The organism is Pseudomonas sp. P7548, from assembly GCF_013386585.1.
In the GTDB taxonomy this organism is placed as follows: domain Bacteria; phylum Pseudomonadota; class Gammaproteobacteria; order Pseudomonadales; family Pseudomonadaceae; genus Aquipseudomonas.
In genome coordinates, this window is sequence record NZ_JACARO010000007.1 from 1 (window position 1) to 24,904 (window position 24,904).

Sequence of the window (24,904 nt, forward strand, 5' to 3'; positions counted from 1 at the left end):
CCCCTAAAGACTTCACGCCCACCGCCGACTAGCTGGTGTGGCGCCTCGACTGTCCCGGCCCGGGACGCCCGCCCGACTTTGCTCTTCAACACGTTTTCAGCCCGAGCGTAAACCCCATGTTCCTGAGAAATATAAGAATCGCGGCCAGAGCCTTCATCGGCTTCGCTGCTATTGCGTCACTGAGTGTGTTTCTCGGTCTGTTTGCGCTCAAGCAGATCGGCGAAGTCCAGTCCCAGGCGGCCGACATCCAGAACAACTGGATGCAGCGCGTTAGGATACTGGCCCTGGCCAACGCATCGCTCGACCGTTTTCGCCTGGGTGAAATGGCGCACATCCTGTCGTCCAGCGATGCCGATATGCAGACCTACGAAGACAAGTCCGCCGGTCGCCTCAAGGCCGTCAAGGAGCAGTTGACCCAGTACGCGGCGCTGTTGCGTACGCCGGAGGAAAAATCACGGCTCGAGGTGTTCAACCAGAGCCTCGAGGCGTACGCGAAAAACCATACTGAGATGCTCAAGCGCTCGCGCTCAGGCGACAAGGCCGGCGCGCGGGACTTTCTCAACAGCATTCGAGAAAGCTATGAGCAGATGACCAAGAATTTCGACCAACTGATCGACCTTGCCAACAAAGGCGCAGAACAGGCCGGCATGACGTCCGTCGGTGCTTACCAACATGCGGTGAGTGGCATCACGCTCGTGATCCTGTTGGTGAGTGGCGGCACGGTGCTGGTGGCCTGGTTACTGACGCGCAGCATCACTGGCCCGATCATCGAAGCGGTGCATGTGGCCGAGACCATCGCCAAGGGCGACCTGACCCAACCGATCACCCCCACGGGCAACGACGAAGCCACGCGTTTGCTCAGGGCCCAAGAGGTCATGCGCAATAACCTGGTACAGACCCTGCGGCAGATCACCGGCTCGTCCAGCCAACTGGCGGCGGCGGCCGAAGAGCTCAATGCCGTCACTGCCGAAGGTAGCCGTGACCTGCAGCAGCAACATGGCGAAATCGAACAGGCCGCGACTGCCGTCACCGAGATGACCACGGCGATTGAGGAAGTGGCGAGAAATGCGGCGTCCACCTCAGACCTGTCTCAGGAGTCGCGAAGCATTGCCTTGAAAGGCCAGCAGCGCATGGTCGAAGCGCTGAACGCAATCCAGGCGCTGACCCGTGGCGTTGAACTCAGCTCTGGCCAAGTGGGCGGTCTTGCCGAGCAGGCCAAGGGGATCGGCAAGGTCCTCGATGTGATCCGCACGATTGCCGAGCAAACCAACCTGCTGGCGCTGAACGCGGCCATCGAAGCCGCGCGCGCGGGCGATGCAGGCCGTGGGTTTGCCGTGGTTGCCGATGAAGTGCGCGCCCTGGCCCACCGCACCGCCCAGTCGACCCAGGAAATCGAACAGATGATCGGCAGCATCCAGACCAACACCGCCAGCACCGTCAACACCATGCTCGACAGCAGCACCATGACCGAGCAAACCCTGGCGCTGGCCGAACTGGCGCAGAAAGCGCTGGCGGATATCCTGGCGGCCAACGATGAGATCAATGACCGCAACCTGGTCATCACCACGGCGGCGGCTGAGCAAGCTGATGTGGCCCGGGCGGTTGACCGCAATTTGCTGAACATTCAGCAGTTGTCGGTTCAATCTGCGGAAGGCTCGACCCAAACGACGGCTGCCTCGCAGTCCCTGGCAAGCCTGGCCCATGAGTTGAACACCATGGTGAAGCACTTCCAGATCTGAGGGCAGCCTGAGAAACCAAAAAGCCGTCTCGGCTTAAACAGAGACGGCTCCACTTCTTAGACCTTAAAGGTCATCGAAGCTGTCCCGCAGGAACACCCACACGTGGTACACACGCAAGGCGTTCACTACGAGGTTCCACGTACGTCGTGCAAACTTCGACATACTCGGCCCTCCAAATGTTGGGCCTTACCTCCAGCGTACTTACCGGAACATGCGCGCATTCGGATACAGGTCATTGTTTCCTGTGAGGCGGCCGGGTTGATGGTCCAGCCGCGTTAATCCGGCACGGATTGCAAGCCCGTGGCGGCCGGTCCAAATTCGCCGGCGAACCCTGCTTGCTCACAACACAATGCACGCAGAACGAGGGCGATACTAACTTAGCCTTCCGGCTCGAGGTGTAACGAAGGCAGCTTGAACAGCTAACTCTACGCTCTGGATTTGTTGCCTTATTTTGCAAAACAATTCGCAAAATAAAACCCAACAATAAGATCCGCCACTTATCGTCTTATCTTGCGTCATGCAAAGGCCAACAGTAGTATTTCGCGCAGGTCATTGTTTCCTGTGAGCACGCAATGTCAGCTGCAAACTGGTATTGCAAATAAAAAACCGCCTTTTCGTGGCGGTTTTTTATTGCCTGCATTTTTAGCGGGAACGACAGCGCACTCACTTCAGATCGACGGTACAGCCAACCTCGCCCCATACAATAAAAAACCCCCAACCAGTCACCCGGTTGGGGGTTTTGTGTTTCTACAACCGACGCTTAGCGAGTCACTCGGCTGGTGCCGTTAACGGTCATGATGCGAACGCGGTCACCGATGCGGAAGATTTCGTTCTCTTCAACCGCTTGCACGTAGGCGCGCATGCTGCCGTCGTCTTCGCGCACGGTGATTTCAACGCCTTGGGTGCGGGTCAGGCCCTCTTCGGTGGCCGAGCCCAGCAGGCCGCCAGCGACGGCGCCGATCACGGCAGTGACAATGCTGCCACGGCCGCCGCCGATGGCGCTGCCGCCAACGCCGCCGATGACTGCGCCAGCAGCGCCGCCGATTGGGGTCTTGGTGCCTTCGATTTTCACCGGACGCAGGGATTCAATGGTACCCATGCGAACGGTCTGTACACGACGCGCTTCGTCACGGGAGTACGAGTCGCCGGTCAGACTCGAGGCGCAGCCACCCAACAGCAACGACAGGGTGGTAAAGCAGGCAACTAGTAAAACGGACTTACGCATAGCATCAACTCCAAAGGACAGGTATTCATTAGACGCTGCGGCTTGGCGCCTGTCACGGCAAGCACGGCAGAAAATTGCTTTCATTCAGCCCTAGTACAGACTGCCCTTACCAAAAAACTCGACGAACGGTAGCAATCTCCTTGTACCAAGAAGTGTCACGCATACGCTTGCCGATGGGGTTGTCCGCAATCAACAACCCGAAGCCTCTTGGTAGAGACGTCAGGCCTGCGGACACTATTCAGGTGAGGTGACGAAAGGTGAAGTTCAGGGCGCCAGACGCTCGCGCGTCCATTCGCCCGCTTGCAGGCGATAGTTCAGGCGGTCATGCAGGCGGCTGGCGCGGCCCTGCCAGAACTCGATGCGCTCAGGCAGCAAACGGTAGCCGCCCCAATGCTCGGGGCAATCGGGCTGGGTATCACTGAAACGCTGCTCGGTTGCCTTGAGCAAGTCCTGCAGCTCTTCACGGTCGCGGATGACCTTGCTCTGCGGCGATGCCCAGGCCCCCAGGCGGCTGCCCAAGGGACGCACCTGGTAATACGCGTCCGACTCTTCAGGCGTGACCTTGACCACCCGCCCCTCGATACGCACCTGGCGCTCCAGGGTCGGCCAGAAGAAGGTCATGGCCGCGAAGGGCCGTGCCGCGAGCTGCTCACCCTTGGCACTCTGATAGTTGGTGAAGAAGGTAAAGCCCTGCGCATCCAGCCCCTTGAGCAACAGGATGCGGCAGTGCGGGCGACCCTCCTGGTCGACCGTCGCCAGGGTCATGGCATTGGCTTCCACCGGAGGCTGCTCGGTTTTCACCGCATCGGCAAACCACTGGTGGAACAACGCAAACGGCTCGTCCGGGGCCTGGGCCTCGCTCAAACCGTCCCGTGTGTAGTCACGGCGCATATCAGCCAGTGCCTGGGTCATGCGACTTTATCCTTGTGCTTCAACAGATCAGTTTTTCGCCTGGTCGTTCGCAGCCGGTGCAGCGGCCTTGGCTGGAGCCGGTTTCTTCGCGGCAGGCTTGGCCGGGGCTTTTTTGGCGGCTGGCTTGGCGGCGGCTTTCTTGGCCGGAGCCTTCTTGGCCGGTACGGCTTTTTTCGCAGCCGGTGCCACCGGTGCAGGCGCGTCCTGTACGGCAACCATTTCGGCCTTCGGCGGGTTGGCCGAGTTGTACTTGCTCAGCAACGCCAACATCGTTGTACGCTGTGTGAACAGAATTTCCATGCGACGGTTCAGCGCACGACCCTGGGTGCTGTCGTTGGCGGCACGTGGCATCAGGTCGCCCATGCCGCGCAGCATCAGGCGGTCCTGCTTCAAACCGCTGAGGCTGAAGATCGAAGCGATCGACTGCGCACGTTCCTTGGTCAGCGCCTGGCTTTGCGCCTCGGCACCGTTGGTGTCGACATGGCCCAGTACCAATACAGCGGTCTTCGGATCGCCTTCAACAGCCTTGGCAACACGGGTGAACGGGCCCAGTGTGACCGGCAGCAACATGCCTGGGCGTTTAGGGTTGTAGGAACCGTCTACCGGAGCGATCACGACCAATACGTTGTCACGGCGCTCGAGTTGCAGGTTGCTGTCCTTGATCGCGGTACGCAGGCGCGGCTCGTAGTCGTCCAGCCAGGCTTGGGTGATTTTCGGATCAGGCATCGGTACGTTGGTCACGTCGACCTTGGCCAGTGGCTTTGGCTTGCTTTCGAACGGCCACCACCAGTGGGTCTCGGTGTCGGTCTTGGCGACAGCCGGTGCCGCAGCTGGCGAAGGCGCTGGCGTTGCGGCCTTGAGGTCGGCTTTCAGATCAGCCTTGGCGTCGGCCGCCTTGTCATCGGCGCTCTTGGAGGAGAACGGCCACCAGCTGGAGCCGGTATCCGCCTTGGCGACGGGAGCCGGTGCGGCTGCGGCGGGAGCCGGGGCAGTTGCAGCGACAGGCGCGGCAGGCTTGGCGCCGGCAGCCGGCTTGGCGTCGGTTTGGGTCACTGCGTCCTTGGTAGCAGCCTTGTCGGATCCAAATGACCACCAATGCCCACCTTCGGCATCATTTTGTGGAGTTTGTGCGCAGCCGGTAATAGTGAGGCACAGCGCCAGTGCCAAGGACTTGTTCGATAACATGAGATATCCACAAAATGAGAAAAAACCAGGGGGTCTGGATGACCCGTTAAACAGACGCTTACTGAACATTAAAGTTACATCATTTCGCTCAGCGTCTTCTTATAGTTGCCTTTGTAACAAAAAAACGTGAAACAGCAAGGGGTTTACAGACAACCGGCCAATATTCCGACCAACTTCTGCGCACGCGGGTCCATAAGTACATAAGGCCCCAGTGTATTAGTCACGAAACCGAACGCTACATCATGTTCAGGGTCGGCAAAACCGACCGAACCGCCCGCCCCGGGGTGGCCAAACGCACGTGGGCCAAGGCCGAAGGTGGCATTGGGCAATTGCGGTTGATCCAACATGCAGCCCAGACCGAAACGGGTTTGGGTCAATAAGGTTTTATCCGGCCCGATACTGTGTTCGCGGGTCAATTGTTCGAGCATGTCGCTTTCCAGCAAACTACCGTCCAACAAACCGCTATAAAAACCGGCCAGGCTGCGCGCATTACCGTGACCATTTGCCGCTGGCTGCTGCATGCGCCGCCATTCGGGTTTATTAGTGCTCGTCAGAATAGACGGTGGGTTGGCAAAAGCCCGCGTTGTCATGGCCGTGGGCTCGCGCATCATTACTTGAAGTAACCGTTGGGCCGCTTCATCACCCATATTGCCTTTGCTGCGCGCTATATGCGCAACACGATGAAACTCTTCATCCGCCAGCCCCACGTGGAAGTCCAGCCCCAAGGGCCGTGCCACTCGCGCCACGATGGACTCGCCCGGGCCGCGCCCGTCGGCACGGCGCAGCAGTTCGCCCACCAGCCAGCCGTAAGTGATGGCCTCGTAGCCATGGCCTTCGCCGGGCGTCCACCACGGTGCCTCGGCCGCCAGGGTGTCGACCATCAGTTGCCAGTCGTACAGGGCTTCGGTGGGCAGCATTTCGCGGATCGCGGGCAACCCGGCCTGGTGGCAGAGCAACTGACGCAGGGTGATAACTTCTTTGCCCGCCGCCGCAAACTCCGGCCAGTAGTTGGCCACGGGCGCGTCCAGTTGCAGCTTGCCTTCGGCCACCAATTGCAGGGCCGTGACGGCGGTGAAGGTCTTGGTGCAGGAGAACAGATTGACGATGGTATCGCTGTGCCAGGCCTCGGCACCGTCCTTGTCCGCCGTGCCGGCCCACAGGTCGACGACGGTTTCGCCACCCACCTGGATGCACAGCCCGGCACCACGTTCCTGTGGGTCATCGAACAACGCGGCGAAGCCTTCGCGCACCGCTTCGAACTGGAGCTCGTAATGACCCTGAATCTGCACCTAAGCCCCCTCGGAAAACACCGTAAAAATTGGTCGCCATTGTTCCAGCCCTTGTGGGTTTTGTGAACCCGTCAACGCTCAATCAATGGCCATTTCCAGAGTGCCCGCCGGCATGCCCGGCGCCCTGCCCCGGGCCTTTGCCGTCGTGCCCGGCCTGCTTGCCCTCGGCCTCACGCGCAGCGTTGGCAGCCTTGGCCTTTTCAGCCTCTTTGCCCAACTGATCGACGGCTGCCAGGTTGCTCTTGCGCACGCTGTCGACAAAGCCCTGGAACGGTACGTCAGTGATACCCACCAGACCGAAATGACCGTTCTCACCGTCCAGCAGACGCCCCGTGACCGGCTGGTCCAGGTACTGGAACCAATGCACGCCGACAATCGATGGCTCCGCCATGGCCTGCTTGAGGAAATTAGCGTAGGCCGCACCACGGTCCTCTTCCCTGGCCAATTGCGTCACGCCGCCCCAGAACGGTCCACGGTCCGCCGAGCCAACGTTGAATTCGGTGATCAGTACCGGCTTGTCCAGCGCACGCAGGGCGGCGAAGTCATAACCGTCCTGGGGTTTGAGGGTGTACATGTTGAAACTCAGCACATCGCAGTACTGCGCGCAGGACGCCACGGCCTCCGGCGTGCTCACCGCATAACGCCCGCCCAGCAGCAGCTGATTGGGCGCGTGCCACTTGAGCGAATCGGAGATGGTCTTGAAATAGGCATCGGCGAAGGTTTTCTGGAAATATTTGAAGTCGGCCTCGATTTCCGGGTGCTCGGGGTTCGGCATCGGTGGCTCGAAGCCCGGGTCTTCCATCAGTTCCCAGCCAGCCAGGTGAATGCCCCAGGCTTTCGACAAGCCCTCTTCGTTACGGTACTTGTCGCGCAATTGCTTAAGGAACGCGCGCTTGGCCGGCACGTCGGTGGTCATGCGCAACGTGCCGTAGGCCAAGGCGTAGCGCGATTTTGGAGCGTCACCCGGACCGGCCCAGGCCAGCTCGTTGTCGGCGAAATAACCGATCAACCATGGATCATCGCGGTGATCCCGGGCCGCAATGGCCACAGCGCGCTCGGTGGCCATGGCGAAGCGTGGGTCGAACGGATCGGGCATGCCGCCCCACCAATCGGTGCCGGTGCTGATGCTGGCGTAATCGCCCACGATCGACAGCGGCAAGGTGTAGGGCACGCGATCAGCAGCAGCCAGGTTCTCGTCGCTCCAGTTGCCCACGGTGTTGAAACCCCAGGCCTGCAGGCGGTCGAGGGTGTGGCTGACCCAGCGCTTCTGGTCAAAACCTTCGGTGCCGTAGGTGCGTTCCAGGTTGGCGCCGTAGAAGTCATACCAACGCCCGGCGCCAAAACTGCGCCCCTCTCCCGCGCCGTTGCCGGTGCGGTTGTCAGCGCTGCCGTAATACTTGTCGAAGGGCTCACCGGCCTTGGGCAATGCCGCAAACATCCACTCGCGCCCGGCGACGTAGGTCTGATTGTTGTCCGGGGCGACGGTGTTGACGCCCAACGAGTAGAACGGATGGCCCAGCGGGGTCACCAGGTACCAGCGGCCGTCGCGTTTCTCAGTTCGGAAAAACCCACTGGCCTCGAACGCCGGACCTTTGTTCCAGCCACCGTATTGATCCAGTGAGGCTTTATCCCGTTCCGCCAGCCACCCCTTGAGCTGTTGTTGCTCTTTGGCGGCGGCGGCCTTGAGCTGATCGTCGCTGCTGACCTTTTCCGGCCAGCGCGCCCGGGTGGACTGGCCATAGGCGTCTACCAGTTCACTGTAGGCCGCCTTGATCACCGGCTCGCTGTCCTGCACGCCAAAGCGCTCCAGCAAGATGCTCTGGGCGGCGTTGGGCTTGATCATCGAGAGCGTCACCGACACCACCTGGCTGCGGTCGATTTCCCCCGCGCTGCTGGCCAGCAATACGCGCTGACCATCCACGGTGATAGGCATTGGCGGGCCGGCCTTCATGCCCTGGCTCAACGGCGAGTTGGCTTGCAACGGAACCAATAGCGTCTGGGCCGGGCCAGCCGGCAGGTCGATGCGACTGACCAGGGTCTTGCCATCTGCGCTCTGCACCTTGACGTAGAGGGTCAGCGCCCAGTCCATGGCACTTTGAATGCGCAGGCTCATCGCACTGGGTTGGGACCAGTCCCACGCGCCGCTTTGCGGGCTGAGGACCAGGCTCGGCTCGGCAGCCGGGTTGAAGGTGATGCGGCGCAGCACTTCGCCTTCGGGGGTTTGTTCGGCGTTGTATTGCGGCAGGCTGGCGTCCTGGGTCGCCACCTTGACCACATCGGCAGGCCGGACGAAGTTGAACAGCGTTTGTTGCCCCGCGGGCGCGGCCATCAATGGCGCAGTGAACAGCAGGGCAAACAGGGCGGGCAGCGTGCGAATCATACGAACAAGGTTCTCCCAATCGGCCGGTGAATGGCCTGATGACATAAATCGATAGCAGTGAGATAGACCACGAAGTGGGCGAATTCGCCCACGGTGGCTTAAGAAATTTCGCGCCTGAAAGGCGGCAAGGCATTCAGGATAGCCTTGCCATAGCGCTGGGTGACCAATCGGCGGTCGAGCAAGGTGATGGTGCCCCGGTCCTGTTCGGTACGCAGCAAGCGGCCGCAGGCCTGCACCAGCTTCAGGGACGCATCCGGCACCGAGATCTCCATGAACGGGTTGCCGCCCCGCGCTTCGATCCACTCGGCCAGTGCGGCCTCGACCGGATCATCCGGCACCGAGAACGGGATCTTGGCGATCACCACGTGCTCGCAGTAGGCGCCAGGCAAGTCGACGCCTTCGGCGAAACTGGCCAGGCCGAACAGCACACTGGAATCGCCGCCATCGACCCGTGCCTTGTGCTTGTTCAGGGTTTCCTGCTTGGACAGGTTGCCCTGGATGAACACCTGCTTGCGCCAGTCGCGGTCGAGGCCGTCGAACACGTCCTGCATCTGTTTGCGCGAGGAAAACAGCACCAGGGTACCTTTGGAACCCTCCACCAGGTCTGGCAGGTCACGGATGATCGCAGCCGTGTGGGCCGCCGCATCCCGAGGGTCGGCCTTGAGGTCCGGCACCCGCAGCACACCCGCGTCGGCGTGGTGAAACGGGCTCGGCACCACGGCGGTTACGGCTTTTTTCGGCAGGCCGGCGCGCATGCGGAAGCGGTCGAAGGTGCCCAGGGCAGTCAGGGTGGCCGAGGTCACCAGGCAGCCGTAGGCCACGTTCCACAGGTTGCGGCGCAGCATTTCGGCGGCCAGGATCGGGCTGGCATTGACCTCGATGTCAAACAGCGCGCCGCTTTCCGAGAGGGTCAGCCAACGCGCCATCGGCGGGTTGTCTTCCGGGTCTTCGACGGTGAAGGCGGTCCACAGCTCCCAGTTGCCCTGTGAGCGAGACAACAGGCTGCCAAACAGCGGGTACCACTCCTCGGCCTGGTTGCTGGCGATGCCGATGTTGACCTCGCCATCCATGCCTTCCTTGAGCAGGTCGGTCAACCGGGTAAACAAGTCGGTCAGGCGCGAAAAGCCCTTCTTCAACTCGATGCCCATTTCACGCATGTGCTCGGGGATCAGCCCGCCGACGAAGCGATGACGCGGCCGCTCCCGGCCCTCCACGTCTTCGCCGGGCTTGAAGTCGGCGACTTGCTCACAGGCGCTGAACATGAATTGCTGCTGGGTCTTGATCTCCCGCGCCAGCTCAGGTACCTGCTCGATCAGCTTGCCCAGGTCGCCGGGCAGCGGGTGCTGGGCCAGCAACTTGGTGAGGTTCTTCGCGGTGGTCTCCAGCCAGTCGGCGGTGGAGCGCAGGCGGGTGTAGTGGGCGAAGTGGCCGATGGCCTTGTCTGGCAGGTGGTGCCCTTCGTCGAACACATAGAGGGTGTCGCGTGGGTCCGGCAATACGGCACCGCCGCCCAGGGCCAGGTCGGCCAGGACCATGTCGTGGTTGGTGACAATCACGTCGACCTTGCCCATGCCTTCGCGGGCCTTATAGAAGGCGCACTGGCCGAAGTTGGGGCAATGGCGGTTGGTGCACTGGCTGTGGTCGGTGGTCAGGCGCGCCCAGTCGGAATCTTCAAGGGCGGTGGGCCAGCTGTCGCGGTCGCCGTCCCATTTATTGCCGGCCAGTTTCTCGATCATGCTGGTAAACAGCTTCTGGCTGGCCTCATCCACCTCGATCTTGAAGCCTTCTTCTTCGAACAACTGGGCGGTGGCGGTTTGTGCGTGGCCTTCCTGCAGCAACACGTCGAGCTTGGACAGGCACATGTAGCGACCACGGCCCTTGGCCAGGGCAAAGGTGAAGTTCAGGCCGCTGTTGCGCATGAGGTCAGGCAGGTCTTTGTAGACGATCTGCTCTTGCAGGGCGACGGTGGCGGTGGCGATCACCAAGCGCTTGCCGGCCGCCTTGGCAGTGGGGATCGCAGCCAGGCTATAGGCCACGGTCTTGCCGGTACCGGTACCGGCCTCGACGGCCACGACCGCGGGCTCACCCTCGCGGCGACCTTCGTCGTCGGTGTCGATATCCCCGAGGACCTTGGCCACTTCGGCGATCATCAGGCGTTGGCCGTAGCGCGGTTTCAAGCTCTTGGCTTCGAGAAAACGCGAATAGGCGCCCTGGATCGTGGTTTTGAGTTCAGTGCTGATCATGAATAGTCGGGCGCTAAAAACGCTGGATAAATTTTCAGTGGTTCGGATCGGCGGCTATCATACCCCGCTAATGAATCCCGCGCAGAACGGAGTACCGCAATGACCGTGTTTAGCCTCGCCTACACCCTGCATGTATTGGCCGCCCTCGTCTGGGTCGGCGGCATGTTTTTCGCCTGGATGATCCTGCGCCCCGCCGCTGTGGCGGCACTTGAGGGCCCTGCCCGGCTCAGGCTGTGGGCAAATGTGTTTCAACGTTTTTTCGTATGGGTGTGGATCGCCGTGGCCATTTTGCCGATCAGCGGCATTGGCCTACTGCAATTGCGCTTCAGCGGGTTTGAGACAGCGCCACGCTATGTGCAGGTGATGATGGGCTTGTATCTGGTGATGACGGCACTGTTTATCCGTATCCAGGCACTGAAATTCCCGGAGTTGCGCGCGGCGGTGGCGGCTGAAGATTGGCCGGCTGGGGCTGCGGTACTGGGGCAGATCCGCAAACTGGTGGGGATTAACTTGATCGTGGGGTTGGTGGTGGTGGCGATTGCTTCGGCTCGGCCGATGTTCTGAGGCAGTCCTTAGACCGTTATCGCCGGCAAGCCGGCTCCTACAGGTTTTATACGATCAACTGTAGGAGCCGGCTTGCCGGCGATGATGTCTTTACAGGCGCTGAATAGTCACAGCCCCCGCAGGCCCTGCCGGCCCCGGTTGCCCTTCCAAACCAGGGCGGCCCTTTTCACCGCCATCGGCACGGTACACCAGGCAACCCTTGGACTGGCCGCCACGGCCAGGTTTACCTGCCGTGCCCGCCAAACCACCCGCACCGCCATCGACCCAGACCTTGATGCGTTCAGCCGGGAAATCCTGCGGCAACTCAACCCGCACCTGCGCGCCTGCCGCACCGGGCAAACCATCGCCGCCGTTATCGCCATTAGCGCCGCGGCCAGCCGAACCCCAGGTGCAACCCGGGTCCACGCCATTGGCGCCATCCAGGCCCGCATAACCCTGGGCACCCGCACCGCCCCGGGCATCCACCGACAGCTCTTCAGCCGTCAGCGCATTGATACGCAGGGTCAGGTCGCGTCCCGCCTTGGCCGGGCGTTCGTGGGTGCCGGGGGCGCCACGCGAAGTGATCTGGCTGCCATGGTCCAACTGCGCGTGGCGCACCTGCAACTGCAAGCCGGTATTGCCCGGGGCGATGGCGATACGTGCTTCACGCCCCAGGTGCAGCTCATCCACCGTGACCTGGCTGATCGTCGCCGGAATCAGCAAGGTGCCGTAATCGGCGACGTCCAGGCGTTCCAATTGCAGCACGCTGGTACTGCTGGGCAAGCGCATCAACGAATTACTTTCAACACTGACGGTCTGCGCCAGGGCGATGGGGCTGACCAGCAGGGCCAACAGAAAAACCTTACGCATGATTGGCCTCCTTGTTCGTTTCATTAACCGCCGCAGGCACCGACAGGCCCTGCACGTGGAACATACCGACCAGCAGAATCTGCACGCGGTCACGCCAGGGATGGGCACGGTGTTTGACGCTGCTGTTGAACAACAGCAACTCCAGCAAATGGGTGAGGAACAACAGACTGCCGGCCAGGTTGACCAACAGGTGGAACGGGCTGGCGAGCGGCCGGAACAGATTGACCACCACCACGACCCAGAACAGTAACGTCAGAAACTTCCCCAGCCCCCAAAACACCTTCATCCCGCATGCCCCCTTGCCTATTATTCTTTGGGCGCACAGTACCGACTTCTACAGGCGATTTGCCAGTGAAGGATGAAAAAACTTGATAAAGGGCAGGTATGCCGGCTGTTTCGGCGAGGATCGCCAGCAATGCCCCTGTGACTGGCACAGGGGCAAGGGCTATCAGCGGTTGATCTGGATTTCCACGCGGCGGTTCAGTGCGCGCCCTTCAGCGGTTTTATTGTCGGCCACTGGATGGCTTTCGCCGGCACCGGTGACCGAAACAAAGTTGCTGCGAGGCACGCCGGCACCAATCAAGTAGTCCGTGACCGAGTGGGCGCGTTTTTCCGAGAGTTTCTGGTTGTAGGCGTCCTTGCCGACGCTGTCGGTGTGCCCGCTGACCCGCAGTTGCGCACTGGGGGCTTCTTTTTTCAGGCGAGTGGCAATGGTGTCGAGCTTGGTTTTGTCCGCGGCGGTCAACTTGGCCGAATCGAACTGGAAGTGCACATCGCGGATCACGATGGTTTCTTCTTTAACCACCACCACTTCCTCGACCACCGCTGGCGGCGCCACAGGAGGGCAACCATTGGCATCGACCTGCACGCCTTTTGGCGTACCCGGGCACTTGTCGCGGCTGTCCGGCACACCATCGCCGTCTTCATCGCCATCGCCGTGCACCCAGCAATAGGCGCCAGCCATGCCACCGATCAGCAGCGCGCCCGCGCCTGCATAGGCTGAACTTTCAGTGGCGCCGATCGCCGCGCCCGTCACACCGCCCACGGCGGCGCAGGTGGGCCAGTCGGTTTTCTGCAAGCCTGCGCAACCTGTCAATACTCCGGTTAGCAGAACCAAGGGTAGAGCTGTCCGCATGATGCTCATCTGTTTTCTCCTGAGGGGATCGGCGGGGGCCGATGGGTGGAGTAAAGACGGCTCTTTTCATCTGCGCCACTACGCCGCGCCCCTGTATTCATTGAGGATCGCTGCACTCGTAGGACTTTTCGCAGCCACCCGCTCTAGGCCCGCACGCTCAGCCGCGCTAGTCTCTACGGTCCTGATGTGAGGATCTGTGATGACCGCCGGTATTTCTTCCCGTACACCCCAGCAAGCCTTGGCTGCCTTGCTCGATCTGCACCAGCCCAAACGCCTGTTGCTGTTGGGTGCCAGCCAGTTCCCGGCGCTGGACGCCTTCCAGGCCGAGCACCCCGACACCGTCGTCGCCATCGCGCCGCCCGGGCCCTTGCCCGCAGCGCTGGCGGCGCAACGTTTTGACTTGGCGCTGGTGGTCGACTGCCTGGAGCACCTGTCAAAACCGCAAGGCCTGACCCTGCTCGGTGGCGTGCGCAACCTCAATGCCAGCCGTATTGCTGCGCTCGTCGACCTCAACGCCTGCGGCTGGAAGGAAACCGACTTCTTCTCCCTGGCCCTGCAGGCCGGCGAGCGTTTCCAGCGCGATGAGCAGGTTCTGACGCTGTTTACCTATGATCTGCTTGACTATAAACAGGTGCCGGACTGGCTCAACGCCCGTTTCTGGGCCAACCCGGAAAACTTCGGAAAGTATTGGTGGTAACCCCGATGAGTACATCCATTTGCCCCTGCGGCAGTGGCAACCTGCTGGATGCCTGCTGCGGCCACTATCACGCCGGCCACCCTGCACCCTGCGCCACCGCGCTGATGCGTTCGCGCTACAGCGCCTATGTGCTCGGCCTGGTGGACTACCTGGTGGCAACTACCTTGCCCGCGCAACAGGCCGGCCTGGACCGCAACGCCATCGGCGCCTGGAGTGCCCAAAGCACCTGGCTGGGCCTTGAGGTGGAAAGCTCCGAGGTGTTCGGCGGCCAGCCGGAACATGCGTTCGTGACCTTTACCGCCCGCTGGCACGACAGCACCGGTGAACATAGCCACCGCGAGCAGTCCTCTTTCGTACAGAATGATGGGCGCTGGTACTTCATCGACCCCACCGTCGAGGTCAAGGCAGGACGCAACGATGCGTGCCTGTGCGGCAGTGGTCAGAAATTCAAGAAGTGTTGCTCCAGCTACCTCTAAGCCCTCTGACAGGAAAAACGCCATGCTTCGGATCTACAGCTTGATGCTGGCGTTGACACTGGGCTTGACCGGCTGCGCCTCGTGGTTCGAAGACGATACGCCGGCACCTCACGTGGCCCTGGTCAAAGTCGAAGTGGTGCGGGCCAAGTTGCTGGAGCAGAAGTTCAAGCTGTACTTTCGCGTGGACAACCGCGACGACGCCGACCTGACGGTGCGCGGCCTGATCTACAAGGTCACCCTGGACGATTTTGTGCTGACCGAAGGCGAGTCCAACGAATGGCTCACCGTGCCGCCGCGCAGCCATGCGTTCTTCCGGGTGACGGTGCGCACTAACCTGTGGCCGCAGATACGCGATGTGGTGCAGATGCTGAAAAATCCCACCCAGCCCGTGCCCTATCGCCTGGACGGTGAACTGAAAACCGGATTATTCATCGGTAATGACGTGCAGGTGTCCCACAATGGCGAGATAATCCCCGGCGATTTTATTCCGGAGCGACATCGATGACTCAGCAACCCCATGTCCATGGTCCTGACTGCAACCACGATCACGATCACCATGATCACGACCACGGCCATGTCCACGGCCCGAACTGCGGCCACGCTCACCAGGAGCCGGTGCGCAACGCCTTGAAGGACGTTGGCCGCAACGACCCTTGCCCTTGCGGCAGCGCGAAGAAATTCAAGAAGTGCCACGGGGCGTGATGCCCTGACCCAGGCTGTGTGGGAGCTGGCTTGCCTGCGATGGCATCAACCGGGTGTGCCTGATGTACCGAGGTGTCTGCATCGCAGGCAAGCCAGCTCCCACATGAATGGTGTTGCAGGTTCAGGGTTTACGTTGGAACTGCAATTCCACTTCCAAGCCCCCACCTTTCCGATTGTTCAAGCTCAACTGCCCGTCATGCGCCCGCGCAATGGTGTGGGCAATGCTCAGCCCCAACCCATACCCGCCCGTCTCGGCGTTGCGTGAGCCTTCCACCCGATAAAACGGCTCCATCACCTGTTCCAGCTGTTCCTGGGGAATCCCCGGGCCACGGTCACTGATGACGATCTTCAGGCTGTCTGCCTGGTCCTCGACCTGCACCACCACTTCACAGCCATAACGCACCGCGTTTTCCAGCAGGTTCTGCACACAACGCTTGAGGCTGCGGGCATACCCCGGCAAGGGTTGCCGGGCCCGTCCCACTATCGTCACGCTTTGCCCCACATCCTCAAGATCGGCCTGCAGGCTTTGCAGCAAGGCGTTGATGTCGATGTTCTGCCGCGTCTCATTGATTTCGCCACTGCTGACAAAATCCAGGGTGCTGGAGACCATGTGCTCCATTTCTTCCAGGTCGCTGCGAAACCGCTCCTTGGTGCGGGTGTCTTCCAGCATCTCGGTGCGCAGGCGCAGGCGTGTGATCGGTGAACGCAGATCGTGGGAAATCGCCGCGAGAAAACGCGTGCGTTCGGCGATGTTGGCGATCAAGCGTTGCTGCATCGCATTGAAGGCCTGCGCCGCACGGCGGACTTCAGTGGGGCCGTCCACCGACAGCGGCGGGCGCTGGATATCACGCCCCAACGCCTCAGCCGCCTTGGCCAGGGCATTGAGCGGGCGGATCGCCAGGCGCACCGCCACCAGGGCGATCACCACCAGCACCAACACCCGCAGCAAGTAGATACGCATCACATAGTCGAACAGCAGGTCCAGCGGCGAAGTGCTGGTCCAGCCCTGTTCTTCACTGGCATCCACCTGCAACCAGCGCCCGTCGGGCAGGCGCAGGTCAATCAGGAACTGCCCCACCACCGGCTTGGAGCCGAGCAAGGTCGACAACCCTGCGGTCTGCCCTTCGCCATCCACCAAAGACAGACGCAGCAGGATCAGGGTCTGGGCGTAGCCGGTTTTCTCCGACAACACCTTTTTGATCAGGCGCTCGGTGGGCCGGTCGCTGTCAGTCAGGGTGCTGGGCGTGCTGCTGGCCTGGTCGCTCACCGTCAGGCGAAAGTGCGGCGTGTTGAGCAGCTTGATCAACTGGTCGGCCTGCTGCGGGTCGCTGTGCACCAGCCGCACCACGTCGGCCAGGCGCGTCGCGATCAGCCGCGCGGGAATTTCCAGCACCTGGCCATGTCGGCGGTCGTACCAGATGCTGCTGGTCAGGGCCTGGGCCGCGAGCATGCCGCTGACCAGGATCAGCACCAGTCGCCCGAACAGCGAGCGCGGCAGCAGTCTCACGAGCCCAGCACCACATCATCGGCGGTGAGCATGTAACCCTCGTTGCGCACGGTCTTGATCAGCCCCGCCGGCAGTTGGGAACGCAGGCGGCTGACGCACACGTCGATGGAGCGGTCGAACGGCGTGCTGTCCTTGTCGAACACGTGATTGAGCAGAAAGTCGCGACTCAACGGGCGGTTGGGGTGCTGCAACAACAGGCGCAGCACGCGGTAGTCCGAATTGCCCAGGCTGACCACCACACCTTCCGGGGTGAGCAGTTGCCGCGCCCGTGTGTCGAGCTGCCAGCCGGCGAAACGGATGCTCGGCGCTTCATCCAGCCGCGCCCGGTCCGGAAAACTCTGCACCCGACGCAGCACCACCTTGATGCGTACCAGCAACTCACGCGGGTCGAAGGGTTTGGGCAGGTAGTCGTCGGCACCGATTTCCAGGCCGACGATGCGGTCGATCAACGAGCCCTTGGCCGTGAGCATCACCACCGGCGTGTTGGAACTCACCCGCAGTTCGCGGCACAGGCTCAGGCCGTCTTCGCCGGGCAGCATCAGGTCGAGCACGATCAGGTCGATCACATTGAGCGCCAGGCGGCGGCGCATTTCCTTGCCGTCGGCGGCGGTGGACACCTGGAAGCCGGCGTCGCTCAGGTAGTCGCAGAGCAGTTGGCGGATTTGCGGGTCGTCATCGACGATCAACAGGTGGTCTTGCTTGGCCATGGGCAGTCGGTCCGAAAACTCAAAACGCAGGAGATAGCCGAAAGTTCAGCCAGCAGTACGCGCAAATGTAATGGAATGTTGTGGGAAACGATAATCACGCATCAGCGATACAAACCCAGGGTATGGCAGGCGGAATCGCTCTTTAGACTACCGAACCTAAATGAGAGTAATTGTAATTTAGACTCGGAACTCGCCTATGTCACTGCCCACACCTCGCAGCCACACGCTGCACACCACTCTGGCGCCGATGTTCGGCTTGCTGGCTGCCGGTAGCGTTGCCCCGACGGCCTGGGCCGATGCGCCCGCCGCCGCGAACAACGACGCGGTGCTGAGCCTGCCGGAAATCAAGGTCGATGGCCAAGCTGCCCCCACCTCCGCCTTCAAGGTCGACCGGGTGACCTCCGCCAAGATCAGCCAGCCGCTGCTGGATGCGCCGCAAAGCGTGACCATCGTGCCGCAACAGGTGCTCAAGGAGCAGAACGCGCAGACCTTGCAGGAAGTGCTGCGCAACGTGCCAGGCATTACCTTCATGTCGGGCGAAGGCAACCTGGGATGGGGCGACCTGTTTTCGATTCGCGGCTTCTCGTCCGAGCAAAGCCTGACCGTCGATGGCGTGCGCGATGCGGGCATGTCCACGCGCACCGACACCTTCAACCTGCAACAGGCTGAAGTGTTCAAGGGCACCGGGTCGATTGAGTCCGGGGTGTCCGCCGTAGGCGGCAGCGTCAACCTGGTGAGCAAAGAAGCACACCTGGGCGATGCCAATAAAGTCTCGGCCGGCATCGGCACCGACAGCTACCGCCGGCTCACGGCCGACCTGAACAAACAGATCAACGACACCACCGCCGTGCGCATCAACCTGATGAAGCACTACAACGGGGTGGCCGAGCGCGACGATGTGGACTATGACCGCTGGGGCATCGCGACGTCCTTCGGCTTCGGCCTGGGCACCGACACGCGGTTCTTCGTCGACACCTTCTATCAGAAAGACACCAACACCCCGGACGGCGGCGTGCCGATCCAGCGTGGGACCAATGGCGACCGCATGCCGGGCGTAAAGCGCTCGAACTGGTACGGCGATTCCAGCCTTTACACCCAACAGAACGAAACCACCTCGCTGACCGCCCGTTTCGAACACGACTTCGACTGGAACGACGCCAACCTGCGCAACCAGACCCGCTGGGAACGCAGCGACAACTTTGCGGTGCTCTCCCCGGCGCGATTCTTTGCCGCCAATGCCAACGGCCAGAAAACCTGCTCCGGCACGCGCTGTGCGACCTTGGGCTACACCGGTGTAGGCCCGATCAGCCAAGTCCCGGGCAGCACGGTCAATGCCTACACCGACTACGTGAACAACAGCAACACCGCCTACGGCATCCTGCGCGGCAGCGATTTCGGTTTGTCCAAGCGCTACACCATCCTGGATAACCAGACCGACTTCAGCTTCAAGTTCAACACCGGCAGCCTGCAGCACGCGGTGGTGTCGGGCCTCGAGTTCTACCACGAGACCTACGGCGGCCTGAAACGCAACGCCGAAGTGCCGGCCGGCGACATGTTCTTCGACATGAGCGACCCCAGCCACAGCTTCGCCAGCACCTATGTGACCAAGGGCGAAGGCGACCCACGCTCGGTGATCGACAACGCCGGCATTTATGCAGGCGACACGGTTACGCTCAACGACCAGTGGCAAGTGCTCGGCTCGCTGCGCTATGACAACTGGCGCGCCCAGACCACCCAACGTGGCCAGGCAGATATCAGCAGTACCGATGGCGCCGTCAGCGGTCGCGTCGGCGCGGTGTACAAGCCGTTGCCCAACGGCAGTATCTATGTGTCCTACAGCGAGGCGGCGCAACCGTCGGCACTCGGCGCGTCCACCAACAACCAGATCTACGGCTCGGCCACCACCAGCAACTACAGCCCGGCCAAGTCCAAGACCTATGAAATGGGCACCAAGTGGGACATTGCCCACGACATGCTCAATGTGACGGCGGCGATCTTCCGCACCGAACTGGACAACGCCTGGGAATACCAGGACGGCGAGTCCGCCCCGGTCCGCGCCCTGCCCGCCAAACGCGTAGACGGCGTGGAGCTGGGCCTGCAAGGCAACATCACGCCGCGCTGGACCGCCTACACCGGGTTCTCGGCGCTCAAGAGCACCCAGACCAAAGGCATCAACAAAGGCGCCGGAGCCAAGAACGTGCCCGACCTGACCGCCAACCTGTGGACCACCTACGCCGTCACCGACGCCCTGAGCCTCAGCTACGGCGAGCAATACGTGGGCCGTCGTCGCTACAGCGACAACAAATACGTCGGCGGTTTGAACAACAACAGCAGCTACGCCAACGGCCCGTCCGGGGTGAACGCCATCTATGTGCGCGACAACGAAAAGGCCCCCGGCTACTGGCTGAGCAACGTGGCGGCGCAATACAAGGTGAACAAGGACACCACGGTCAACCTCAACCTCAACAACGTGTTCAATAAGTTCTATTACAGCCAGGTCGGTGCGTCCCTCGACGGCTTCCAGCTGTACGGCATCCCCGGTGCCGGGCGCACCCTCACCGCCAGCGTCGACTATGAGTTCTGACCGGTGCTGATCGAAATCCCGGGGCTGCTCAGCCCCCGTGAAGTCGAGACCAGCGTGGCGGCCTTGCTCGATCAACCCTGGGTGGACGGCAAGGTGACCGCCGGGCAGCGCTCGGCCCTGGCGAAAAACAACCGGCAGTTGCCGGAAGATTCGCCGACGGCCATCCGCGTGGGTGAGCAGATTCTGGCGCGGCTGTCGGACAACGCGCTGTTCATGTCCGCCACCCTGCCCAAGCGCATCTACCCGCCGCTGTTCAACCGCTACAGCGGCGGCGAGGCCTTTGACTGGCATATCGACAATGCCATTCGCGGCCTCAAGGGCGTGCGCGAACGGGTGCGCACCGACATCTCCGCCACGTTGTTCCTGGCCGACCCGGCCAGCTACGACGGCGGCGAACTGGTGATCCGCGACACCTTCGGCGAACACGCCGTGAAGCTGCCCGCCGGCCACCTGCTGATCTACCCCGGCAGCAGCTTGCACAAGATCAACCCCGTCACCCGCGGTGAGCGCCTGGCCAGTTTCTTCTGGATCGAAAGCCTGGTGCGCGAAGACAGCCAGCGCCAACTGCTGCTGGACATGGACGTGGCGATCCAGACCCTCACCGCCCAACACGCCGACCACCACGCGCTGCTGCAACTGAGCGGCGCTTATCACAACCTGTTGCGGCGCTGGAGCGATGTCTGATGCGCCGCCTTCACCTGGAGTCCGTGCCATGTTGAAACCCCGAAACGCGCTCAAACTCGGCGTGCTGTTCGCCGCGCTGGTCCTGGGCCATGCCGAAACCGCCGCCGCCCATGAAGTCACCGACGTGCTGGGCCGCAAGGTCGAAGTGGCCGACAACGTCAAGCGTGTGGTCCTTGGCGAAGGCCGGCTGATTTCCGCCTTTGCCTTGCTCGACAAGGACGCGCCGTTCCAGCGCATCGTCGGCTGGCAGAACGACCTGAAGCTGCTGGACCAGCACACCTACAACGCCTACGTGGCGAAATTTCCGACAGTGAAAGACATCCCGCTGATCGGCCAGGCGTCGGAGCAAAGCGTCAGCGCCGAGGAAATCCTTTCGCTCAAACCCGACCTGGCGGTGTTCAGCATTTCCGGCCACGGCCCCACCGAACACAGCCCGGTCGCCGATGTGCTGGCCAAGGCGGGCATCCCGGTGTTGTTCGTCGACTTCCGCATCAACCCGGTGCAAGGCACCCACACCAGCATGACAGCGCTGGGTGACGCGCTGGGCCGTGAAGCCCAGGCCAAGGCGTTCCTCGACTTCTATGACCAGCACATCAAGGTCATCACCGACGCCGTCGCCACCCTGCCTGCGGGCCCGCGCCCGAGCGTGTTCCTCGAACTGCTGGCCGGTGCCTGGCAAGCGCCGGGGCACACCACCGGCAAGAGCGGCATGGGTGAAGTGATCAAGCTGGTGGGCGGGCGCAACATCGCCGCCGATGTGGTGCCGGGTGCACTGGGGGATATCAGTGTCGAGTACGCGTTGAAGGCTGACCCGGATGTCTACGTCGCCACGGGTAACCACAAGCCGGGGCTGATCCTGGGCGCAGGCGTGAGTACCGACGAAGCACGCGAGGCATTTGATCGGGTGCTGGCACGTCCGGAATTCGCCAACCTGCGTGCGATCCGCACAGGTAATTCCCACGGCCTGTGGCATGACTTCTACAACTCGCCGTACAACCTGCTGGCCATCGAGTCGTTGGCCAAGTGGGTACACCCCGAGTTGTTCGCCAAGCTGGACCCGCAGACGACCATGGAGCAGATCAACCAGCAGTTCCTGGGGATGCCGCTACAGGGCGCCTATTGGATCGACGCTAAGCCCGCCGTAGAAACACGGTAAAAACTGTGGGAGCGGGCTTGCTCGCGAATGCGGTGTACCAGTCGCTGAAAATGTCGACTGGTACACCGCATTCGCGAGCAAGCCCGCTCCCACATTTTGATCTTCTTCGTTTTCGAAACGGTGTGAGCCACATGACCACTCAAACCCTCAACCTCGCCAGCGCCACCCAGGGCTACCGCCGCCTGCTGGCGCGGCGTGCCTGGCTGCTGGCGTTACTGGGCACCGCGCTGGTCTGCGCCATCCTCGTGGACCTGGCCAGCGGCCCATCGGGCATGGGCCTGCTGGCGCTGCTCAACGGCATTTTGCACCCTTCCCACCTGAGCGCCACCGACCAGGTAATCATCTGGAACGTGCGCCTGCCCTACGCCTTGATGGCGGTGTTGGTCGGTTGCGCGTTGTCGCTGGCCGGAGCCGAGATGCAGGCCATCTTGAATAACCCACTGGCCAGCCCCTTCACCCTGGGCGTGTCCTCGGCGGCGGCGTTGGGCGCGTCCCTGGTGATTGTGTTCCCGGTGACCACGCTGTGGGTCTCGGCCAATACCGCCATCTCCATCTCGGCGTTTATCTTCGCCGCCGCCTCGGTGTTTTTGCTGCAAGCCATGTCACGCCTGCGCGGTGCCGGGGTGGAAAGCCTGGTGCTGTTCGGGATCGCCCTGGTGTTCAGTTGCAACGCGGTGGTGGCCTTGCTGCAACTGGTCGCCACCGAAGATGTGCTGCAACAGCTGGTGTTCTGGACGCTGGGCAGCGTGACCCGGGCCAACTGGGACAAGCTCGGCATCCTCGCGTTGGTGGTTGCCGTGGTCATGCCATTTTCCTTCACCGCCGCACCGCGCCTCACACTGTTGCGCATGGGCGAAGACCGCGCACAAAGCTTCGGCGTGGACGTAAAGCGCCTGCGGTTTTTCTCGCTGCTGCGTATCAGCCTGTTGTCGGCGACCGCCGTGGCGTTTGTAGGCACCATCGGTTTTATCGGCCTGGTGGGTCCGCATATCGCGCGGATCCTGGTGGGCGAGGACCAACGCTTCCTGCTGCCGGCCAGTGCCTTGACCGGCGCGTTGCTGCTGTCGCTGTCGTCCATCGCCAGCAAGCTGATCATGCCCGGGGTAATCGTGCCGGTGGGCATTGTCACGGCCTTGGTGGGCGTGCCGATTTTCGTGGTGCTGGTGTTCAAGCGTGGGAGGCAGTTATGAGTGCAGGGTTATCGGTACACAACGCCAATGTGAGTTATGGGCGCCGGCAGATCGTGCACGGCCTGAACCTGCCCACCCTGCCCCACGGCAGCCTGACCGCCTTGATCGGGCCCAACGGCGCTGGCAAATCCACCTTGCTGCGCGCCGTGGCCGGGCTGGAAAAGATGCAGGGCGTCGTGCGATTGGGCGACCTGGACCTGTCAGCCATGTCGGTGGCCGAGCGCGCACGGCGCGTCACCTACATGCCGCAGAACCTGCCGCCGGGCCTGAGCCTCAGCGTGATGGAAAGCGTGATCGCCGCCTTGCGCGTGGCCAATGCCGACGGCGTTCCCCTGTCCAATGCCGCCTGCCTGCGCGAAGCCTTCGAGGCCTTGCAGCGCATTGGCATCGCGCATTTGGCCGATCAACTGTTAAGCACGTTGTCCGGTGGCCAGCGCCAATTGGTCAGCCTTGCCCAACTGATCGCGCGTCGCCCCCAGGTGATGTTGCTCGACGAACCCACCAGCGCCCTGGACCTCAATTACCAATTGAAGGTGATGGAGTGCGTGCGCTCTCTGGTGCGTGAGCACAACCTGATCGCCGTGGTGGTGTTGCATGACATCAACCTCGCCGCGCGTTTTGCCGACCGTATTGCGGTGCTGCGCCAAGGCCGCTTGTACGCCAGCGGCACGGCGGATGCGGTGCTCGACCCGCTGATGTTTGCCGAGGTGTACCGCGTGCAGGTGCGCATCGAGCGCTGTTCGCAGCAGTCGTTGCAGGTGTTGGTGGACGGTGCTGTGTGATTCGCTTCTAAGGGTATGCACAAATGTTTCATTGAATTTTCGTCAGTGGAACATTACCTATACCTACAGGCATTCGCTCAAGCATCACCACCTTTGGAGAGCTTCATGATCGACCTGTATTACTGGACTACCCCCAACGGCCACAAAGTATCGCTGTTCCTGGAAGAAGCCGGCCTGCCCTATAAGGTGCACCCGATCAACATCGGCCAGGGCGACCAGTTCAAGCCCGATTTCCTGAAGATCGCTCCCAACAACCGCATCCCGGCCATCGTCGATCACCAGCCGATCGACGGAGGCGCGCCAATTTCGCTGTTCGAGTCCGGCGCCATCCTGCTGTACCTCGCGGAAAAAACCGGCCAGTTCATTCCCAAAGACCTGCGCGGTCGCCAGGAAGCCCTGCAATGGCTGTTCTGGCAAATGGGCGGGTTGGGGCCGATGGCCGGGCAGAACCACCATTTCAGCCAGTTCGCGCCTGAGAAAATTCCCTACGCGATCAAACGCTATGTAGACGAAACTGCCCGCTTGTACGGCGTGCTCGACCGCCGCCTGGCGGACCGCGCCTTCGTTGCCGGTGAGGACTACAGCATTGCCGACATGGCGATCTACCCGTGGATCGTTTCCCACAAATGGCAGAGCCAACGCTTGGAAGACTTCCCGCATCTGCACCGCTGGTTCAACAGCATCAAGGAGCGGCCAGCGACGGTTCGGGCTTATGAACTGGTGCAGAAAGTGAACCCACCCAAAGCCTGACCTTGCGCCGTACGCGGTCAAACTGTGGGAGCAAGCCCGCTCCCACATTGTTCTGTGCCAGTCTCAAGATCTGACGTTTACCCCAAACTCCCGCTTGCGTCGTTTCGCCGCGCTCACTAACGTAGCGCCTTTACTGACGCTACCCCCC

Annotated in this window: 23 protein-coding genes and 1 pseudogene; 13 read left to right on the forward strand and 11 right to left on the reverse strand. The window is 61.9% G+C overall.

Features of this window, described 5'->3' with window-relative positions; all coding sequences use genetic code 11:
• Nucleotides 1–116: 116 nt before the first annotated feature.
• Both HX803_RS33040 and HX803_RS33045 read left to right on the forward strand, forming a co-directional pair.
• Nucleotides 117–881: pseudogene (locus tag HX803_RS33040) on the forward strand (MCP four helix bundle domain-containing protein); the annotation flags it as partial.
• Complete coding sequence (locus HX803_RS33045) at nucleotides 876–1,739, forward strand: methyl-accepting chemotaxis protein (RefSeq protein ID WP_372339887.1); 864 nt, start codon at nucleotides 876–878, stop codon at nucleotides 1,737–1,739. The pseudogene HX803_RS33040 and the gene HX803_RS33045, both read left to right, overlap by 6 nt.
• 760 nt (nucleotides 1,740–2,499) lie before the next feature.
• On the opposite strand, the gene HX803_RS03220 is transcribed toward HX803_RS33045, so the two are convergent.
• The 6 genes from HX803_RS03220 to dinG form a co-directional block, all read right to left on the reverse strand.
• On the reverse strand, nucleotides 2,500–2,964 hold the full coding sequence (locus HX803_RS03220; RefSeq protein WP_056857494.1) for a glycine zipper 2TM domain-containing protein: 465 nt from the start codon (nucleotides 2,962–2,964) through the stop codon (nucleotides 2,500–2,502).
• A gap of 264 nt (nucleotides 2,965–3,228) precedes the next feature.
• Nucleotides 3,229–3,876, reverse strand: a complete 648-nt coding sequence (pdxH, locus tag HX803_RS03225) for a pyridoxamine 5'-phosphate oxidase (RefSeq protein ID WP_178918952.1) — start codon at nucleotides 3,874–3,876, stop codon at nucleotides 3,229–3,231.
• A 27-nt stretch (nucleotides 3,877–3,903) separates the two neighbouring features.
• Nucleotides 3,904–5,061: an OmpA family protein gene (locus tag HX803_RS03230; protein WP_178918953.1), complete on the reverse strand. Its 1,158-nt coding sequence runs from the start codon at nucleotides 5,059–5,061 to the stop codon at nucleotides 3,904–3,906.
• A 143-nt stretch (nucleotides 5,062–5,204) separates the two neighbouring features.
• Complete coding sequence (locus tag HX803_RS03235) at nucleotides 5,205–6,350, reverse strand: serine hydrolase domain-containing protein (protein WP_178918955.1); 1,146 nt, start codon at nucleotides 6,348–6,350, stop codon at nucleotides 5,205–5,207.
• Nucleotides 6,351–6,432: 82 nt separating this feature from the next.
• Nucleotides 6,433–8,730, reverse strand: a complete 2,298-nt coding sequence (locus tag HX803_RS03240; protein WP_178918957.1) for a beta-galactosidase — start codon at nucleotides 8,728–8,730, stop codon at nucleotides 6,433–6,435.
• Nucleotides 8,731–8,828: 98 nt separating this feature from the next.
• Nucleotides 8,829–10,973: an ATP-dependent DNA helicase DinG gene (gene dinG, locus HX803_RS03245; RefSeq protein WP_176994736.1), complete on the reverse strand. Its 2,145-nt coding sequence runs from the start codon at nucleotides 10,971–10,973 to the stop codon at nucleotides 8,829–8,831.
• 99 nt (nucleotides 10,974–11,072) lie between these two features.
• Between dinG and HX803_RS03250 the strand changes: the two genes are divergently transcribed.
• The gene (locus HX803_RS03250; protein ID WP_178918959.1) at nucleotides 11,073–11,537 is read left to right on the forward strand and encodes a CopD family protein; all 465 of its coding nucleotides are present in this window, start codon (nucleotides 11,073–11,075) and stop codon (nucleotides 11,535–11,537) included.
• Nucleotides 11,538–11,627: 90 nt separating this feature from the next.
• Here the strand turns inward: HX803_RS03250 and HX803_RS03255 are convergent, their stop codons facing one another.
• The 3 genes from HX803_RS03255 to HX803_RS03265 form a co-directional block, all read right to left on the reverse strand.
• Complete coding sequence (locus tag HX803_RS03255) at nucleotides 11,628–12,386, reverse strand: collagen-like protein (protein WP_178918961.1); 759 nt, start codon at nucleotides 12,384–12,386, stop codon at nucleotides 11,628–11,630.
• Nucleotides 12,379–12,672, reverse strand: a complete 294-nt coding sequence (locus HX803_RS03260) for a DUF1145 domain-containing protein (protein WP_178918963.1) — start codon at nucleotides 12,670–12,672, stop codon at nucleotides 12,379–12,381. Before HX803_RS03260 ends, HX803_RS03255 begins: the two co-directional genes overlap by 8 nt.
• 162 nt (nucleotides 12,673–12,834) lie before the next feature.
• Entirely contained in the window at nucleotides 12,835–13,530 is a 696-nt protein-coding gene (locus tag HX803_RS03265; RefSeq protein ID WP_178918964.1) for an OmpA family protein, read from the reverse strand.
• A 190-nt stretch (nucleotides 13,531–13,720) separates the two neighbouring features.
• Between HX803_RS03265 and HX803_RS03270 the strand changes: the two genes are divergently transcribed.
• The 4 genes from HX803_RS03270 to HX803_RS03285 are packed head-to-tail and all read left to right on the forward strand — an operon-like array spanning nucleotide 13,721 to nucleotide 15,396.
• Entirely contained in the window at nucleotides 13,721–14,218 is a 498-nt protein-coding gene (locus HX803_RS03270; protein ID WP_178918965.1) for a DUF6231 family protein, read from the forward strand.
• A 5-nt stretch (nucleotides 14,219–14,223) separates the two neighbouring features.
• Nucleotides 14,224–14,694 (forward strand): YchJ family protein, encoded by a 471-nt coding sequence (locus HX803_RS03275; RefSeq protein ID WP_178918966.1) that lies wholly within the window; start codon nucleotides 14,224–14,226, stop codon nucleotides 14,692–14,694.
• 22 nt (nucleotides 14,695–14,716) lie between these two features.
• Nucleotides 14,717–15,199 carry an LEA type 2 family protein gene (locus HX803_RS03280; RefSeq protein ID WP_178918967.1) on the forward strand — a complete coding sequence of 161 codons (483 nt, stop codon included), beginning with the start codon at nucleotides 14,717–14,719 and terminating at the stop codon, nucleotides 15,197–15,199.
• Nucleotides 15,196–15,396, forward strand: coding sequence for an SEC-C metal-binding domain-containing protein (locus HX803_RS03285; protein WP_026136698.1), 201 nt, complete (start codon nucleotides 15,196–15,198; stop codon nucleotides 15,394–15,396). The genes HX803_RS03280 and HX803_RS03285 overlap by 4 nt, the downstream gene beginning before the upstream one ends.
• A gap of 121 nt (nucleotides 15,397–15,517) precedes the next feature.
• Here HX803_RS03285 and HX803_RS03290 read toward each other — a convergent pair whose 3' ends face one another.
• Together HX803_RS03290 and HX803_RS03295 are read right to left on the reverse strand one after the other, a co-directional pair.
• Nucleotides 15,518–16,903 (reverse strand): ATP-binding protein, encoded by a 1,386-nt coding sequence (locus HX803_RS03290; protein ID WP_178918968.1) that lies wholly within the window; start codon nucleotides 16,901–16,903, stop codon nucleotides 15,518–15,520.
• Complete coding sequence (locus HX803_RS03295) at nucleotides 16,900–17,610, reverse strand: response regulator (protein WP_178918969.1); 711 nt, start codon at nucleotides 17,608–17,610, stop codon at nucleotides 16,900–16,902. Before HX803_RS03295 ends, HX803_RS03290 begins: the two co-directional genes overlap by 4 nt.
• A 196-nt stretch (nucleotides 17,611–17,806) precedes the next feature.
• Here HX803_RS03295 and HX803_RS03300 point away from each other — a divergent pair, with 196 nt between their 5' ends.
• From HX803_RS03300 to HX803_RS03325, 6 genes are all read left to right on the forward strand, one after another.
• Nucleotides 17,807–20,194, forward strand: a complete 2,388-nt coding sequence (locus tag HX803_RS03300; RefSeq protein ID WP_178918970.1) for a TonB-dependent siderophore receptor — start codon at nucleotides 17,807–17,809, stop codon at nucleotides 20,192–20,194.
• 3 nt (nucleotides 20,195–20,197) lie between these two features.
• On the forward strand, nucleotides 20,198–20,878 hold the full coding sequence (locus HX803_RS03305) for a Fe2+-dependent dioxygenase (RefSeq protein WP_178918971.1): 681 nt from the start codon (nucleotides 20,198–20,200) through the stop codon (nucleotides 20,876–20,878).
• Between the two features lie 28 nt (nucleotides 20,879–20,906).
• Complete coding sequence (locus tag HX803_RS03310) at nucleotides 20,907–22,034, forward strand: ABC transporter substrate-binding protein (protein WP_178918972.1); 1,128 nt, start codon at nucleotides 20,907–20,909, stop codon at nucleotides 22,032–22,034.
• Nucleotides 22,035–22,165: 131 nt separating this feature from the next.
• Nucleotides 22,166–23,224: an iron ABC transporter permease gene (locus HX803_RS03315; protein ID WP_178918974.1), complete on the forward strand. Its 1,059-nt coding sequence runs from the start codon at nucleotides 22,166–22,168 to the stop codon at nucleotides 23,222–23,224.
• Complete coding sequence (locus HX803_RS03320; protein WP_178918976.1) at nucleotides 23,221–24,006, forward strand: ABC transporter ATP-binding protein; 786 nt, start codon at nucleotides 23,221–23,223, stop codon at nucleotides 24,004–24,006. Before HX803_RS03315 ends, HX803_RS03320 begins: the two co-directional genes overlap by 4 nt.
• Nucleotides 24,007–24,111: 105 nt before the next feature.
• The gene (locus tag HX803_RS03325) at nucleotides 24,112–24,756 is read left to right on the forward strand and encodes a glutathione S-transferase N-terminal domain-containing protein (protein ID WP_178918978.1); all 645 of its coding nucleotides are present in this window, start codon (nucleotides 24,112–24,114) and stop codon (nucleotides 24,754–24,756) included.
• Nucleotides 24,757–24,904: the final 148 nt, after the last annotated feature.